At 72.1% G+C, this 15,500-nt stretch carries 12 protein-coding genes; 6 read left to right on the forward strand and 6 right to left on the reverse strand.

Annotated features, from left to right (window positions below; genetic code table 11):
• Window positions 1-96: 96 nt before the first annotated feature.
• Both IPH07_13285 and IPH07_13290 read right to left on the reverse strand, forming a co-directional pair.
• Window positions 97-2,658 carry a DUF3516 domain-containing protein gene (locus IPH07_13285; protein MBK6918363.1) on the reverse strand — a complete coding sequence of 854 codons (2,562 nt, stop codon included), beginning with the start codon at window positions 2,656-2,658 and terminating at the stop codon, window positions 97-99.
• 147 nt (window positions 2,659-2,805) lie between these two features.
• Window positions 2,806-3,678 carry a sigma 54-interacting transcriptional regulator gene (locus IPH07_13290; GenBank protein ID MBK6918364.1) on the reverse strand — a complete coding sequence of 291 codons (873 nt, stop codon included), beginning with the start codon at window positions 3,676-3,678 and terminating at the stop codon, window positions 2,806-2,808.
• A gap of 150 nt (window positions 3,679-3,828) precedes the next feature.
• On the opposite strand from IPH07_13290, the gene IPH07_13295 reads away from it, so the two are divergent.
• From IPH07_13295 to IPH07_13310, 4 genes are all read left to right on the forward strand, one after another.
• Window positions 3,829-4,566, forward strand: a complete 738-nt coding sequence (locus IPH07_13295; protein ID MBK6918365.1) for a hypothetical protein — start codon at window positions 3,829-3,831, stop codon at window positions 4,564-4,566.
• 48 nt (window positions 4,567-4,614) lie between these two features.
• On the forward strand, window positions 4,615-5,454 hold the full coding sequence (locus IPH07_13300) for a 2,3,4,5-tetrahydropyridine-2,6-dicarboxylate N-succinyltransferase (protein ID MBK6918366.1): 840 nt from the start codon (window positions 4,615-4,617) through the stop codon (window positions 5,452-5,454).
• 167 nt (window positions 5,455-5,621) lie between these two features.
• Window positions 5,622-6,428, forward strand: a complete 807-nt coding sequence (locus tag IPH07_13305) for a hypothetical protein (protein ID MBK6918367.1) — start codon at window positions 5,622-5,624, stop codon at window positions 6,426-6,428.
• A gap of 37 nt (window positions 6,429-6,465) precedes the next feature.
• Entirely contained in the window at window positions 6,466-7,617 is a 1,152-nt protein-coding gene (locus tag IPH07_13310; GenBank protein MBK6918368.1) for a glycosyltransferase family 4 protein, read from the forward strand.
• A gap of 22 nt (window positions 7,618-7,639) precedes the next feature.
• Here the strand turns inward: IPH07_13310 and IPH07_13315 are convergent, their stop codons facing one another.
• Together IPH07_13315 and IPH07_13320 are read right to left on the reverse strand one after the other, a co-directional pair.
• Window positions 7,640-9,973: a transglycosylase SLT domain-containing protein gene (locus IPH07_13315; protein ID MBK6918369.1), complete on the reverse strand. Its 2,334-nt coding sequence runs from the start codon at window positions 9,971-9,973 to the stop codon at window positions 7,640-7,642.
• A gap of 1 nt (window position 9,974) precedes the next feature.
• Window positions 9,975-10,892 (reverse strand): GGDEF domain-containing protein, encoded by a 918-nt coding sequence (locus IPH07_13320; GenBank protein MBK6918370.1) that lies wholly within the window; start codon window positions 10,890-10,892, stop codon window positions 9,975-9,977.
• 204 nt (window positions 10,893-11,096) lie between these two features.
• On the opposite strand from IPH07_13320, the gene IPH07_13325 reads away from it, so the two are divergent.
• Window positions 11,097-12,002, forward strand: coding sequence for a tetratricopeptide repeat protein (locus IPH07_13325; protein ID MBK6918371.1), 906 nt, complete (start codon window positions 11,097-11,099; stop codon window positions 12,000-12,002).
• A gap of 7 nt (window positions 12,003-12,009) precedes the next feature.
• Window positions 12,010-12,906 carry a hypothetical protein gene (locus tag IPH07_13330; GenBank protein MBK6918372.1) on the forward strand — a complete coding sequence of 299 codons (897 nt, stop codon included), beginning with the start codon at window positions 12,010-12,012 and terminating at the stop codon, window positions 12,904-12,906.
• Between the two features lie 18 nt (window positions 12,907-12,924).
• On the opposite strand, the gene IPH07_13335 is transcribed toward IPH07_13330, so the two are convergent.
• Window positions 12,925-14,361, reverse strand: a complete 1,437-nt coding sequence (locus IPH07_13335; protein MBK6918373.1) for a hypothetical protein — start codon at window positions 14,359-14,361, stop codon at window positions 12,925-12,927.
• Window positions 14,358-15,425 carry a hypothetical protein gene (locus tag IPH07_13340; GenBank protein MBK6918374.1) on the reverse strand — a complete coding sequence of 356 codons (1,068 nt, stop codon included), beginning with the start codon at window positions 15,423-15,425 and terminating at the stop codon, window positions 14,358-14,360. The genes IPH07_13335 and IPH07_13340 overlap by 4 nt, the downstream gene beginning before the upstream one ends.
• Between the last annotated feature and the right edge of the window lie 75 nt (window positions 15,426-15,500).

The raw sequence follows: 15,500 nt of genomic DNA on the forward strand, positions 1-15,500 counted from the left end.
TGCCGCCGGAATACCGGGCGTATTTCAAGGTACGGCAACGCAGCGAGGCGCGGTCAGGGCGGTGTTATGGCCCGTCACTATCGCTGTGTCGAGGTACTAGCCGTGGATCGCCCGCAGGCGCAGCAGCGGGCCCTCGTAGGCGGTGGCATCGGTGAGATCGATCTCACCCTCGATCACCCAGGTGGTCTCGCCCTCGTCGTCGAGCAGGATCTGCGCGCACGACCAGGTGCGCGGGCCCGTCGCGTGCAGCGTCGTCAGCCGCACATCGCGGGCCCGCGGCGAGGCATCGAGGCGTCCGTGCTCATCGAAGTACGGCGCGATCGCAGCCGCGATGCGCTCGGGTGTCCACGGCGCGTCGGGCTCGTCGCGCACGACCACCGCGGCCTCCTCGTGATCGCCCTCGGCCAGCGCGGCGACCAGCGCATGCAGCTCGGCGCGCACGCGCACCGCGAAGCGCCGTGGGTCGCTGGCCGGATCGCTGGGCGGCAGCACGTGCTCGGGGTCGATCGCTGCGGTGTCGCCACTGGCAACCGCGAGCATGCGCTCCCACTCCTTCAGCAGCGTGTTGTCGACCCGAGCGAGCATGGCGTGCAGCCAGGCCTCGAGCTCGTGCACGGGCTCGGTCTTGCAGCCGTCGGGCACGTTCTGCGCGAGCGTCTTGTAGGCCTGGGTCAGGTAGCGCAGCAGCACGCCTTCGCTGCGCTGCAGGCCGTACTCCTTCACGTAGCCATTGAAGCCGAGGTAGCGCTCGTAGAGATCGCGGGCGATCGACTTGGGCAGGACGTTGTCGCTGGCGACCCACGGGTGCTTGGTGCGAAACGCGTCGTAGCGGGCGTAGAGCAGCTCCGAGAGCGGCTTGACGTGCTCGACTTTCTCGAGCGCCTCCATGCGCTGCTCGTACTCGACGCCCTCGGCCTTGAGCTGCGCGATGAGGTCGCCCTTGAGGCGATCGATCTGCCGCGCCAGGATCGCGTGGGGCGACTCGAGCACCGACTCGACCACCGACAACACGTCGACCGCGAACGTGGGCGAGTCGGGGTCGAGCTGTAGCACCGTGTCGATGAGGAAGAGCGACAGCGTGTGGTGCAGCGAGAAGTCGCGCTGCAGCGACTCCACCACGCGCAGCGCGGGCCGGCCGCGGCGCACGTCGGGTACCAGCTCGACCACCCCGGCGCGCCGCAGGTCGCGGAGGATCTCGGCAGCGCGCCGACGATGGCGGCTCTGCGCGCCGGCGCGCTCGTAGGAGCGACCGATGAGCTCGACGATGCGGCGGTAGCCACCGTGGCGCGCGAGCGGATCGACCTCGCGCTGCAGCACCGTGAGCAGGATGCCGTGGGTGATCTCGAACTGCGAGGTCAGCGGCTCGGGCTGGCCGTCGCGCAGTTTGTCGAAGGTCGCCGCGTCCCATGGCACATAGCCGCGCTGGGGCGGCTGCTTGCGCACGAACTTCTTCTTGCCGCTCTTGGCCTCGAGCCGCTTGTTCTCGATGACGTGTTCGGGCGCCTGCGCGAGCACCCAACCGCGCACGTCGAAGCCCTTGCGGCCGGCGCGACCGGCGATCTGCTTGAAGTCGCGGACCGAGAGGATGCGGGTCTTGCTGCCGTCGAACTTGCACAGCTTGGTGAACAGCACCGAGCGGATCGGCACGTTCACGCCGACCCCGAGGGTGTCGGTGCCGGCGATGATCTTGAGCAACCCGCGCTGCGCCAGCCGCTCCACCAGCGTGCGGTACTTGGGCAGGATGCCGGCGTGGTGCAGGCCGATGCCGTGGCGCACCAGCTTCTTCAGATCGGGGCCATAGACGGTGTCGAAGCGGGTGTCACCGATCGCGGCCGCGATCGCATCCTTCTCCTCGCGGGTGCAGAGATTGACCGAGAGCAGGTCCTGTGCGAGCTCGGCGGCCTCGCGCTGCGTGAAGTTGACCACGTAGATCGGCGCGCGACCATCCTGCGCGAGGTCGTGGATGGTCTCGTGCACCGGGGTCTCGCGCCACTCGAAGTCGAGCGGCACCGGGCGATCCTCCGAGCGCACCACGGTGACCTCGGCGCCGGTGAACGACCGCAGGCCCTCGACGAAGGGGCTGACGTCGCCGAGCGTGGCCGACATCAGCAGGAAGCGGGCGTGGGGCACCGTGACCAGCGGCACCTGCCAGGCCATGCCGCGGTCGGGGTCGGCGTAGAAGTGGAACTCGTCCATGACGATGTAGTCCACCTCGGCCATCGGCCCGTCGCGCAGCGCGAGGTTGGCCAGCACCTCGGCGGTGCAGCAGATCACCGGCGCCTTGGGGTTGATGCTGGCGTCGCCGGTCAGCATGCCGACGTGCTCGGCGCCCAGCTCGGCGCACAGCTCGAAGAACTTCTCGCTCACCAGCGCCTTGATCGGCGAGGTGTAGAACGATCGCAGGCGCTCGCAGCAGGCCTTGAAGTGCACCGCCAGCGCGACCAACGACTTGCCCGAGCCGGTCGGGGTCGCCAGCACCACGTTGCGACCGGCGCACAGCTCGAGCACGGCCTCCTCCTGCGCCGGGTAGGGCGACAGGCCGGTGGTCGCGATCCACGACATGAAGCGCTCGAGGATCACGTCGCCGTCGCGCGTGCGCGCGTGCGGGACGAACTCGCGCAGGGTCGGGCGCGCGGCCGGGGTCGAGGGGGCGGACACCGCCGAAGGCGAACACGACTCGGGCCGCGATCGCAACCCACCCCCAAGGGCCCCCCTGACGTGCAGGGGCGGCCTCTGGGCGTGGGTTGCGTCGCGGCCCGCGGAGCAACGACGACGACGACGAACCGTGGGGACGAAGGGCGGGGACTACTCGAGGTCGTACTGCTTCAGCTTGCGGTACAGGGTGGTCTTGCCGATGTGCAGCAGCCGCGCGGCCTTGCGCTTGTTGCCGCGGGCGTAGTTCAGCGCGCGACGGATGGCCTGCTTCTCCGACTCCTCGAGGCACAGCTGGCGCTCGGGCGACTCGGCGCGGGCGTGATGGACGTCGCGCACGCGCAGCTTCGACGGGAGATCGCGCAGCTCGATGAGCTCGGTGTTGCCGGCGTTGATGGCAGCGGTCAGCACCTCGGCGAGCTCGTCGAGGTTGCCGGGCCAGCGGTAGCTGCGGAGACAGTCGAGCGCGTTGTCGGCGATGCCACCGATGGCGCGCTTGGCCGCGGTCTTGGCGATGATGTCCATCGCGTGCTGCTCGAGATCCTCGATGCGCTCGGCCAGGGTCGGCACGTCGATGCGGATGCCCGAGGCCCAGCGGACGATCTGCGGGTGCAGGCGCGCGCGGCCCTCGTCGCTCTCGGGGCGCAGACGGGTGCCGATGACGATGCGGCCCAGCCCGGTGAGTGCGGGCAGGCGGGCCTGCTCCTCGAGCGGGAGGTCCTCGAGTCGGCTGAGGTAGGTGAACGCGCCGAGGTTCATGAGCCGCGGCTGCTCGTTGCCGCGCACGACCTCGAGGGTGGGCACCTCACCACCACCGAAGTGATGCAGGATGCGGGCGATGTTCTCCTTGCCGGTGCCGGCGGCACCGACCAGGAGCACCGGCAGGTTGGTGCGGACGGCCCGCTGGATCATGGCTTGGACCCGTCGCGCCGCGGCCGAGTGGCCGAGGTAGACCGGCGGGGCTTGGCGCAGGCGAGCGTCGGCAATCGATTCCGGGAAGTTTGGGGCGAACTCTGCGGCGTGCATGGCGTTGGTCTCGGTTGGTTCTCCTATTGGGTGGTGGTGTCCCCGCGGCAAGCCCTCGCGGGAGAAATCGTGCGGCGACGGGCCGCGTCCGCCCACCTCAAGTCCCGCCGCGGGCGAGCCGATGCGAGCGGCGTGGGAGAGCTCGACGCCGTGTGGTCCCCACCCTCCGATGACGCGCTCGGACCGGCCGCACGCGGCTTCTCGCGCCAGTGGACGGCGCTGTTCGGTGGCTCACTGCCGCCGCTGCTGCGGGTCGTGTCGGCATCACCACGGTGGCTCGGCGCGCTCACGCGTGCGCGGGTGATCGCCGCCGCCGATGCGACCTCGCGCGCGCGACTCGATGCGCTCGAGGCCGAGCTCGCGATCATCCTCGGACTGCCGACGGCCCAGTGGCCCACACGCCGCCGCCCGTGCTCGCCGCCGGCGACGGCCTCCGATCTCCCCGCGCTCGATCCCTCGCAGCAGCTGTGGTTCCTCAGCCGCGGGGGTGCGATGGAGGTGTTGCTCGGCGCTGCGTTCGGGCCCCGCGACGAGTCGCCGCGCGCGGCCGAGCTGCGCGCGCGGGTGTGTAGCCATGCGGTTCCCTCGGCCCGCCGCGAGCGCTGGCTGGCGGGCTTCGGCCTGATGCCGCCCGACGCAGTCGCCCCTGGCGATCATCACCTCGCGATCGGCATGCTGCAGCGCGCGTTCGCGGGCGACGATGACCGCCCCCGGGCGCTCGCCCCCGCGTCGGTGGCAGCGCTCGAGCCGGCAGTGACGATCGACCTGTTGCTGTGTGCGCTGACGCTGCGGGCGGCCCTGCGCGAGCCCGAGGGCGCGCGAGCGCAGGGCCCGATCGCCGCCATCGCCCCCGCGTCGGAGCACCGGCGCGAGCCCGCCGCGGCGTGACGACGGGCCTTGTCACCCGCGAGCCCGGCGTGCGACACCAGGGTTGCCGTGAGCGTCGCCGACCGCGAGAACCTGCAGCAACACGTCGAAGCCGCGTGGAACGATCGCGCGCTGCTGTCCGAGCGCCCGTGGGCGAACGCGGTCGAGCAGACCATTGCCGCGCTCGACGTCGGCGAGCTGCGGGTCGCGGAGCCGGGCGCCACGCCGGGCGCGGCGTGGCACGTGCACCCGTGGATCAAGCAGGCGATCCTGCTCTACTTCGGCCTGCGCGGCATGAAGACCGACGAGGTGGGCCCGTTCGAGTACCACGACAAGATCCCGCTCAAGCGCAGCTGGGCCGAGCGTGGCGTGCGGGTCGTCCCACCCGCGACCGCACGCTTCGGCGCGTACATCGAGCGCGGCGCGATCCTCATGCCCAGCTACGTGAACATCGGCGCGTGGGTCGGCGCGGGCACCATGGTCGACACCTGGGCCACGGTCGGCAGCTGCGCGCAGATCGGGCGTAACGTGCACCTCGCCGGTGGCGTCGGCATCGGTGGCGTGCTCGAGCCGCCCGGCGCGATGCCGGTCGTGATCGAAGACGGCTGCTTCCTGGGCTCGCGCGCCATCGTCGTCGAGGGTGTCCACGTGGAGCGGGAGGCGGTGCTCGGCGCCAACGTCGTGCTGACCGCGAGCACCGCGATCGTCGACGTCACCGGTGCGACACCCGTCACGCTCAAAGGTCGCGTGCCGGCGCGCGCGGTGCTCATCCCGGGCACGCGTCCGCGCACCTTCCCGGCGGGGGAGTTCCAGGTCGCCTGTGCGCTGCTCGTCGGCTACCGGCGCGAGAGCACCGAGCTGCGCACCAGCCTCAACGACGCGCTGCGCGACTTCGACGTGCCGGTGTGACGCCGCGCCGGGGCTGCGCGAGGCGGGCGCGGCCGGCCGCACTCCTGGCGCGCATCGCCCCGCCGCCGATGTGTCCAAAGTGGCCGTGGCGACGCTGCGGGGCGGCTGCTACGCTCGCAATTGCGATTTGATCCCGTGAACCTGCGCATGGCCACCGAGGACGCGACATGAGCCACGGCCCCCATCGAAATCGGTGGTCGGCTCGGCTGTCGCGGCTGCGCAAGGGCGGCCGCGACGACGGCATCGCCGGCGAGCCGCCGCCGGTGATCGAGCGTGATCGCGATCGCGATCGCGTGCGGGCCGAGCGACCCGGCGCCGCGCCGCCGCGCTCGAGTGCCGGCGGTGGTTGGGACCACACCTCGCGCCCGCACGCCGAGCCGATCGTCGAGGCGCCGAGCGTGCCGCTGCGGGTGCAGATCCTCAGCATCCTCGCCGACCCGCGGGTCGAGGCGATCACGCTCGAGACCTGCTTGCGAATCATCGCGCGCCCGCGGCAGGACATCGAGACCGCACTCGACGCGATGGTGCAGGCCGGCGAGCTGATCGAGGTCGGCGGCGCGACCAAGCAGTACCGCGTGCTGCCGGCCGAGAAGGAGCGCCTCGAGGCGTTGTTCCGCGGCGCCGCCGGTGAGCTGGGCGAGCAGACCGTGCTCGCCGAGATCTCGCACCCAGACCTCTCGGCCTACCCCGACGACGACGGCGACGAGCCGCGACTGCCGGTCACCGCGGGGCTGCTGAGCCTGTTCCTGCCCGGCACCGGCCAGTTGCTCAACGGCGACGTCGGTCGGGCCTCGCTGGTGTTCGCGGTGTGGAGCCTGGCCTGGATCACGCACCTGTCGCCGGTCTGGACCTTCGTGTGCCTGTACGCGGGCGCAGAGGCCTTCTTCACCGCGAAGATCCGCGGCATGGAGCGCAAGCTCGCCAAGGACGCCATCGCGGGCAGCAACGGCTCCGCGCGCGCACTCGGCCCTTGACGCCGGCCCTGCTCCCGCGCTCCAACGTCACTTGCAGATGCGATTGTTGTGGGTGAGCCAGGACTTCCCGCCGGACAAGGGCGGGGTGCAGACCTACAGCGCCGAGCTCGTGCAGGCGCTGGTCGAGCGCGGGCACGAGCTCGAGGTGGTCGCGCCGCGGGTCGACGGCGCCGACGCCTGGGACGCGGGCTTCGTGTGCCCGGTGCACCGTGTGCCGGTGCCGCGCGACACGATGCCGGTCGCGAGCGTGCCGCAGGTCGCAGCGCGGCTGGCGAGCGGACGCTTCGATGCGGCCGTGCACGCGCAGTGGAACACCGCTGCCGGCGGCGCCCTGGCGCGGCGCCGCGGTTGGATCCGAGCACTCGCGATCGCGGCCCACGGACGCGAGCTCCTGTGGATGCCCGCGCTCGGCCGCGGCCCCTACGATCGCTTGCGCAAGCAGGCGCTCGCGCAAGCCGATCGGATCTTCGCCGTCAGTCACCACACCGCTGGGCTCGTGCGCGAGCTCGGCGTGTCGCCCGATCGCATCACGGTCGTGCACAACGGCACCCACCCCGATCGCTTCGAGCTGCCCGGGGTGCAGGCGCGCGCCGACGCCCTGCGGGCCGAACACGGCGGCGTCATCGTGCTCACGGTTGCGCGCCTGGTCCCGCACAAGGGCATCGACACCATGCTGCGTGCGGTCGCGATGCTGGCCCCGAGCCTGCCGCAGCTGCGCTACGTGGTGCTCGGGCGCGGCCACGACCGCGAGCGGCTGCATCGGCTGGCGGCGTCATTGGGCATCGCGGGGCGGGTGCACTGGGTCGAGGGTGCCGAGGCGTTCGAGCTGGCGGCGTGGCTGCACGCGTGCGACGTGTTCGCGCTGATGTCCCGCGATCGTAGCCCCGACGTCGAGGGCTTCGGCATCGCGCTGCTCGAGGCCGCCGCGTGCGGCCGGCCGGCGATCGCGGGTCGCTCGGGTGGCATCCCCGACGCGGTCGAGCACGGCGTCACCGGCCTCTTGTGCGCGCCCGAACGGCCCGCCGAGATCGCCGAGTCGCTGCGCACATTGATCGTCGATGCGGCGCTGCGCGAGCGTCTCGGCCGCGCCGCGCGACTGCGCCTGGTCGAGCAGCTCACGTGGGGCCACGCGGCCGCGCGCGTCGAGGCTGCGCTCGCACAGGACATCGCAGCGCACACGCGCGCGTGAACGTGACCGCGCTACCGCGCCGCTACCGGGTGATGCGAAGCGCCAGATACGGCACGCGCTCGGCGGTGCCCTGCTCGCCGTACAGCACGCGGTAGGCCAGCCAGCGGCCCAGCACCGACTGCGTGTACTTGCGGGTCTCGTCGTACGGGATGCCCTCGATGAACACGTCGAGGTCGAGGCCGCCACGGGCCGCGAGCCACTTCTCGACAGCGCCGGCGCCGGCGTTGTAGCTCGGGATCGCCAGCGCGACCGCCGGGTCGCCGCCGCCGTAGCGCGCCACCAGACTCGCGAGGTGGTGCATGCCGAGCTCGAGGTTGGTCGCAGGATCGTAGAGCGCTTCGTCGCTGCGCAGCACCACCTCGGCCTGCTGCGCGACCGCCTTCGCGGTCGACGGCATCAGCTGGATGAGGCCGCGCGCGCCGGCGAACGAGGTCGCGTGGGGATCGAAGCGACTCTCGGTCTGCATGATCGCGTAGGTCAGCCACTTCGGCACACCCAAGCGCGGCTCGCCGGGCTCGATCAGCTCGAGGAACGGCTGCGGATGCGCTGCGGTCCACTCGCGCGGCGCCTGGGCCGGCGGCGTGCTGCGCCAGGTGGTGCCCATGCTGGCGATCAGCTTCTGGGCGCCGGTGTAGAGCCCGGCTTGGTTCAGCACGTAGGCGGCCGGCCAGCCCTTGATGCTCGCGCTGCGCAGCTCGTCTTGCGCCCACTCGCCGAGCCCGAGTCGCGCCAGCACCAGCGCGGCGTCGGAGCCCACCGGTGCCGCGGTCGCGTCCGCACCGGCGGCGGCCGGCGCATCGAGCCGCGCGATCCCGCCGCGCCACGCCCGATCGCCGAGCTCGCGCAGCCGCGAGAGGGCCTGCAGCGCGGGGTACTCGAGCGGGCCCGCGTCGAGCACCGCCAGCCACGCCGCCTCGGCGCCCTCGACATCGCCCATGCGCTGGAGCGCGCGCCCACGGAAGTAGTGCAGCTTGGCCCGCTCGGCGATCGAGGGCTTGCTGCTCGCGAGCCCGGCGTCGACCAGTCGCAGCGCCTCGGCGTCGTCGCCCCGCCCGAACGCCGCGACCAGCAGGCGACGCCGCGCCTCCTCGAGCATGTCGCCGTCGACCGCCAGGGCCTGCTCCCAGGCCTTGCGTGCACGCGCGTCGTCACCGGCCTCGGCCCACGACTCGCCCGCCAGCACCCACGCGTCGTCGGCATACGAGTGCTTGGCGTGGGCACTCGCGAGCGACTCGAAGGCCTGCGCGGCGAGTTCGTGCTTGCCCTCGGCGTAGCGGCCACGCGCAGCCTGGTACGCGGCCTTGACCCCGAGGTCCTCGCCCGCCGCACCGGCCAGCTTGCACTGCGCGAACGCGGCCTCGAAGTGCGGCCGCGACTTCGCGCGCTCGCGCTGCTTGAACACCGCAGTGCCCTTGGCGAACAACGCCTGACAGCGCTGCAGCGGCGTGAGGCCCTTGCTCGCGAGCAGCTCGTCGGCCGCGCGGATGGCCTGGCGGTAGCGGCTGCGGTCGACCATCGCGTCGAGGCGCGCGAGCGCGACCTGGCGCTCGAACTCTCGGCTCGCAGCGCCCTTGCCCTGACGTGCGGCCTGCAGTCGCGGCAGCTCGCGCTCGGCCTCTTCGGCGTAGCTCGACAGCGGCACCGCCAGCAACAGTGACTGGTAGAGCTCGATCGCCTGCTCGCGCTGGGCGGCGTCCTCGGATCGCGACAGTGAGCGCGCGAGCTTGGCGGTGACCTCGTGACGCCGATCGCCACCGGCGAACTCGGCGAGGTAGCGACGATACTCGGCCTGCGCGCCCGCGATGTCGTCGGTGCGCAGCCGTGCGTCGGCCCGCACGATCACCGCGTCGCCCTGCAGCGGTGAGCCCCGCAGCGTCGCAGCGTCGAGCGCGTCCACCAGCGCCAACGCGCCGGCAGGATCGCTGCCGTCGAGCAGCGCCTGGGCCTGCAGCAGGCGCAGACGCAGCTCGACCTTGGCCAGCGCGGGCGCCTGCCGAGCCTCGTCGAAACGCTTCGCGGCCGCGAGGTGGTCGCCGCGCTGGAGGTCCTCGAGGCCGCGCAGCCACTGGGCGGCGCCGCGATCGTCCCGCGACAGCGCCGGGTCGGCCAGCAGCGCATCGAGCTTCGCGAGCGCCGTGCCGTGGTCGCCGCGCTCGCGCGCGAGGATCGCCTCGCGCCCCGGACCCTCGGCGAACCACAGGTCGCGCTCCGGGGCGAGCCGCCGCTCCACCTCGGGCGGCGGGTCCGTGGCCTCCGCGCCGCCGTCGACCTGCAACGCCACCGCCGGGGTCTCGCGGTGACAGGCGAGCGCCAGGGCGAGCGCCAAGCCGGCGCGGCGCGTGGCCGGGCTCAGCACCTCACACCAACCGCGTGGGTTCGTGCTCGGGGTCGTAGATCTCGACGCGGTTGCGACCGTTGCGCTTGGCGGTGTAGAGCGCCGCGTCGGCGGCCTCCACCAGTGCCTCGGCGGTCGGGCGCACCAGCATGCCGAGGTCGGCGACGCCGAGCGAGACCGTGACGGTCAGCGTGCGTGCGTCGAGATCGAAGGGCTTGGCGGCGATCACGTCGAGTATACGGTAAGCAGCTCGCGAGGCTCGCAGCGCGTCGACGTCGCGGCAGATCAGCGCGAACTCTTCGCCGCCGTAGCGGGCGAAGATGTCCTCGCTGCGGGTGGTGCCCTCGACGCGGTCCGACAGCGCGCGCAGGATCTCGTCGCCCGCAGGGTGGCCGTAGGTGTCGTTGATCTGCTTGAAGCCGTCGATGTCGAACAACACCAGCGACAGCGGCTTGCCGTGGCGCAGCGCGAACGCGACGTCGCTCTCGAGGCGGTTGTTGAAGTAGCCGCGGTTGAAGACCCCGGTCAGGCGATCGCGCAGCGCGGACTCGTAGAGGTTGCGCTGGAAGTCTTCGTCGAGATCGTCGTTGAACGTGAACTTGAGCACGCTGGAGGCGCCGATCTGGATCTTGTCGCCCTCCGACAGCGGCTGTCGGTCGACGCGCGTGCCGTTCGCAAAGGTGCCGTTGGTCGAGCCCGCGTCGCACAGGTAGTAGACCCCGCCGTCCTCCTCGACGAGGGCGTGCGTGCGCGATATTCCCTCGTCGTTGATCCGCACGTCGGTCTGCAGCCCGCGCCCGATGGTGGTGCGCGCGCCCTCCTTGAGCGGGAACATCTCGCCCATGCGATCGCCCGAGAGGACCACCACGAACGCTCGCTTGCGGCCGTCGCGTCCGCGCTCGAGCGACTTGGGTTCGAGGCGAATGGTCGTCTTCGACATGAGGGCTGCATCATCGTAGGCCGCAGCCCGGCACCGCCGCAACCGTCCGATCGCGCGGCCGCGTCCGCCCTGGCGGGTCGCGTGGCGGCCCGCGGGGCCACCGTCGCTCGAACCCCGCGTCTTTGCGGTCCCCGGTCCGTTGGAGGTATCGTCACCGTCGGACCCGTGCACGTCGATCCAACTCCGAGCTCGCCCTCGCATCCCGTGTCCGCGCCGCCGCGGCGGCCCGCTGTCCGCACGCTGCGGGGGCTCGCCCTGGCCTGCGCGTGGGCGGTGGCCGTGCCGGCGCAGGCGCGCACCGGCGCCGTCGTCGAGCCCGACGCGGACGCGGCGCTGCCGTCGGTCCAGGACGAGCCCGAGGCCCCCGCCGATGCCGACGCCGATCGCGACGACGCCAAGCAGGCGATGGAGGCGTTCGCGCGCGGCTCCGACAACTACAACGCCGCGAAGTACGACGCCGCGTTGCGCGACTTCCTGGAGGCCGCGAGCCTCTACGCGTCGCCCGACTTCCAGTACAACATCGCGCTCTGCTACGAAAAGCTCGACAAGCCCGAAGAGGCGATCGCGGCCTTCGAGACCTACCTGAAGACCAAGCGCAACGTGCCCGATCGCGCCAATGTCGAGGATCGCATCCGGCGGCTGCGCGAGCAGATCGAGCGTCGCGGCGACACCTCCGATCCCACACCGCCGACGACGGAACCCAGCGACGGCCGTGCCCCGGGGCGCGCGCTGGTGACGAGCGGCGCCGCGCTGCTCGGGGTCGGTGCGGCGGTGGCGTTGGGCGGCGGGATCGGCTTCGGGATCGCGGCCAAGGGACGCAGCGACGATCTCGACGACGTGCAGACCGGCGGCAACCCGCAGGGCCTCACGTTCGCCGAGGCCAGCGCGCTGCAGGACGACGGCAAGCGCTTCGAGCTGGGACAGATCGCGTTGGCGGCCGCCGGCGGCGCCGTGGCGATCGTCGGCGTCGCACTGCTGGCGGTGGGGCTGCGCAAGCGCGCCAAGGGCCGCAGCGTCGCGGGCAAGACGGCGGCGCGGTGGCGTGGGACCACGATTGCGCCAAGCTCCACACGTAACGGTTTTGGTCTGACGCTGACGGGAAGGTTCTAGGCTCGCCATGCTTCGCATGCCCAGGGCGCTGCTGACGGCGCTGTTGCTCCCCGCCGCGTGTTTCACGGCGGATCTCGATCCGACCCTCGGCGGGGTCTTCACCTGCGAGGTCGCCGACGACTGCCCCAGCGGCATGCCGTGCGTGAACGAGCGCTGCGAGTCGGAGGACCCGCCCACGCTCGCGATCGGCTTCCCCGAGGACGAGCAGTCGCTCGACATCACCGAGGCCGAGGTCGGGGCGATGCGCGAGCTGTCGCTGACGGTGTCCGGCACGCTCAAGCTGGTACCGCCGGGCGACGCGGTGTTCGGTGAGGGTCGCGTCGAGGTCATCGTCGACGACCGCGTCGCCGGCACCATCGAGAGCGGCTCGTTGTCGGGCGTGGTGCAGTTCCCGACCACGGTCGAGAACACCCTCGGCGCCCATCGCATCGCCGTGCGAGCGATCCGCAGCGACGGCGTGCCCTACGACAACGAGGGCGCGGTCGCGACGCGGTTGTTCTTCATCGACGACGGCGTGACGCCGCTACTCGGCATCAAGCAGCCGTGGCCGGGCGCCGAGTTCCCGCTCGAAAAGGCGAGCGCGGAGGTCGAGGTGGCGGTGCGCCACTTCTCGCTGGCGCCGGCGGTGCCCGACGGCGGCACGCAGAGCGTCACCGGCCACGTGCACATCTACTACAACGAGGACATCCAGGCCTGCCTCGCCAACCCCAGCTGTGACAACGCGTATCTGGCGACGATCGTCGAGAACGGCCAGATCCCCGAGGTGCCGCTGCCGGACTCGCCGGCGGGGATGTTCCAGCTGAACGTCGTGCTGCGCAACATCGACCACTCGCTGTACCTCTTCCCCGAGGACGGCACCGGCGCGCCGATCATCGATCGCGTGGCGGTCTCGCGTACGCCGTGACATCTGCCGGGCCCGGCGTCAGGGCCCGTACTGCTTCACGTAGACCACGTTGGGCCCGCGTCGCCAGGTCGACGGATCGTCGGCGACCACCGCCGGTGCGCTCGCGGTGAGGTCGACGACCGACGTCACCGGCGTGGCCGTGCAGGGGTCGACGGTGTCGTCGAGCTCGAGCCAGTACACGCGACCATCGCTCGCCATGTCGTCGGCAGGATCGACCGGCCCGGCACCGACCGCCAGGCCGCGCCCCTCGCGGTCGAGCGCGAGCGCGAACGGATGCAGCTCGCCGCCGTCGGGCGCGGTCCACCACGGCGCGAGGTCGTCGAGCGTGCGGCACACCTGCGCGGGGTTGCCGTCGCTGACGACGTGCAGCCCTCGCGCCGCGGTGCGCCCGGTCGCCATCAACCATCGCGTGCCGCCGGCGAACGGCAGTCGCACGATCTCGCGAACCTCCCACAGCTCGCCGGGCACGGTGCCCGGCGCACCGAGCGGGCGGCACTCGGCGTCGAAGCGCCACAGGTGGCCGTCGTCGAGCGTGGCGGTGGTGGGGTTCTCGGCCAGCAGGATCCCGCCGTCGCCGTCGGGCGCGAGGTAGCGGACGCGCTTGTCGGGGAACGGCGCGTCGGCGATGCAGCCGTCGATCGATGCTGCCGCGTCGGCCACGGTGCCCTGCCCCACCTGCGAGACGTCGAGCAGCGCAGCGCCCTCGTCACCGTCGCAGCCGACGCCGATGCGCGTGTGCGCATCGTCGAGCCACACCAGGCTCCAAGCCCCGGCGCAGCCGTCCTCGCCGAGCATGCCGAGCGAGCGCTTGCCGACCTCGCCGCTGACCGGATCGACCACGAGGATCTGCCCCGGGTTGATCCAGCTGCTCTCCGCCTCGAAGAGATCGTTGTCGAACACGCCGACCAACAGGCGACCGCTGGGGTGCGTGAGCATGAAGATCGGCTCCTCCTCGCCGAGCTCGATGTCGCGTACCGGCGCCGTGAAGCTGCCCTCGGCGAAGTACGTACCCTTGGCAATCGTGCCCTGCTCGGGCTGTGCGGCCAGGAACGCGTGGGGGAAGCTCACCATCGAGCCGAGCTGCCGCGCGGGGTAGTGTCCGACCAGCACGTCGAGGCCGTCGTCGCCGATCGCCAGGCCGTAGGGCTCGTCGAGGAAATCGCCGGAGTTGTCGCCCATCGGGTTGGGCTTGAGGTCGAGGTCGATCGCGCCGCGATAGCCGGTCTGCGAGCCGCGGGCGCCGTAGAACTCGATGCGGTCGTCGAACGCCTGCGAGACCACCACCAACGTGCACGACTCGCCCGCCGGACACGACAGCGGCCCGCTCGCCGGCGCCTCGGTGCCGCCGGTGGTGTCGGCGGTGCCGGTGCTGCTGCTGCCGTCGCCGCCGGTCGCGGGTCCATCGTTGGGGCAGCCGGTGCACACCAGCCACGTCACGAGCGCGCTTCGTCTCATCGTCGAGTCCTCCGTCGCCGCCACACCAGGGCCGGCAGCAACATCGTCAGCACCGCCAGCCCGCGCGGCCCACTCGCGCGCACGCCGGCGCACGCACAGCCGCCGCCACCGCCGTCGTCATCGCCCGCCTCGCCGCCGGCGTCCCCACCCGCGTCGGGATTGACCGCGATCGTGCGCGGCCCGTACGCGACGTAGGTATGGCCGGCACCGTCGTCGACGATCGCGCGCAGCTTCACGGTCTTGCCCGCGGTCGCCGCCGGCGCGACGAAGTCGATCGCGAGCTCACCGGCGCTCACCGGCTCGGCGTCGATCACCGTCTCCCACTGCGGCTCGAGCGAGCCGACCAGCTCGCCCCACTGCAGCGTCAGGGTGCTGCCGGCCGCGACGTCGACACAGCCGGGCACCGGGTGCGGCATGCCGACGTCGACGATGGCCTCGTCGGCCAGCAGGGCCACGCTCGGCCCCGCGGCCGCGGCCTGCCCGGCATCGTCGATCACCTTCACGAAGCCGGGCCGCGCGCTCCACTCGTTGTTGACCGGCTCCCAGGTGTAGCCCCACATCACGTAGGTGCCTGGCGGCACGTCGGTCACGTCCCAGTCGACGCCCATCGCGGCCTGCGCGAAGGTGATGGGCACGCGCGCATCGTCGGCGGTGACGCGACGCCAGTCGTCGCCGGTGAAGCGCGACGTGGTCGTGAGGATGTCGACCGGCTCGATCGCCGACGCCACCACCATCGGATCGACCGCCGCAGCGCGATCGATGTCGTCCTGGCTGATCCACCGCGGCGGCTTGCCGGCGAAGTCCTGCTTGCCGAACGCGAAGAACTGCATCGTGCGGCTGTCGTCGACCTCGTCGGGCGTGCGCGGCCCCACATCCTCCTCGCCGACGCCGTACTCGAAGTGCACGGTGGTGCCCTGCGACTTGTCCACGATCTGGGCGCAAGGCGCCGCGCTCCACGTCACCGGAATCCGCGGCTTGGCCTGGTTGGCGGCCGCCGCCTCGCCGGTCGGCAGCGCCGACGCGACGACGAAGACCAGCAACGCGCCCGCGGGTGTCGATCGCATCGACGGCATCGTAGGGGCAGCATGGCATGCTGCCGCGTCGTTCGTCGACGTCGGCGGGGGCGCGGTCGGCCGCCG

It is taken from the genome of Deltaproteobacteria bacterium (assembly GCA_016709225.1).
Lineage (GTDB): Bacteria > Myxococcota_A > Polyangia > Nannocystales > Nannocystaceae > Xiheibacterium > Xiheibacterium phototrophicum.

Excerpts from the sequence above, each read along its gene's own strand:
- IPH07_13290 (MBK6918364.1), bottom strand. The coding sequence starts at position 3,678 with ATGCACGCCGCAGAGTTCGCCCCAAACTTCCCGGAATCGATTGCCGAC.
- IPH07_13305 (MBK6918367.1), top strand. The coding sequence starts at position 5,622 with ATGAGCCACGGCCCCCATCGAAATCGGTGGTCGGCTCGGCTGTCGCGG.
- IPH07_13310 (MBK6918368.1), top strand. The coding sequence starts at position 6,466 with ATGCGATTGTTGTGGGTGAGCCAGGACTTCCCGCCGGACAAGGGCGGG.
- IPH07_13320 (MBK6918370.1), bottom strand. The coding sequence starts at position 10,892 with ATGTCGAAGACGACCATTCGCCTCGAACCCAAGTCGCTCGAGCGCGGA.
- IPH07_13330 (MBK6918372.1), top strand. The coding sequence starts at position 12,010 with ATGCTTCGCATGCCCAGGGCGCTGCTGACGGCGCTGTTGCTCCCCGCC.
- IPH07_13335 (MBK6918373.1), bottom strand. The coding sequence starts at position 14,361 with ATGAGACGAAGCGCGCTCGTGACGTGGCTGGTGTGCACCGGCTGCCCC.
- IPH07_13340 (MBK6918374.1), bottom strand. The coding sequence starts at position 15,425 with ATGCGATCGACACCCGCGGGCGCGTTGCTGGTCTTCGTCGTCGCGTCG.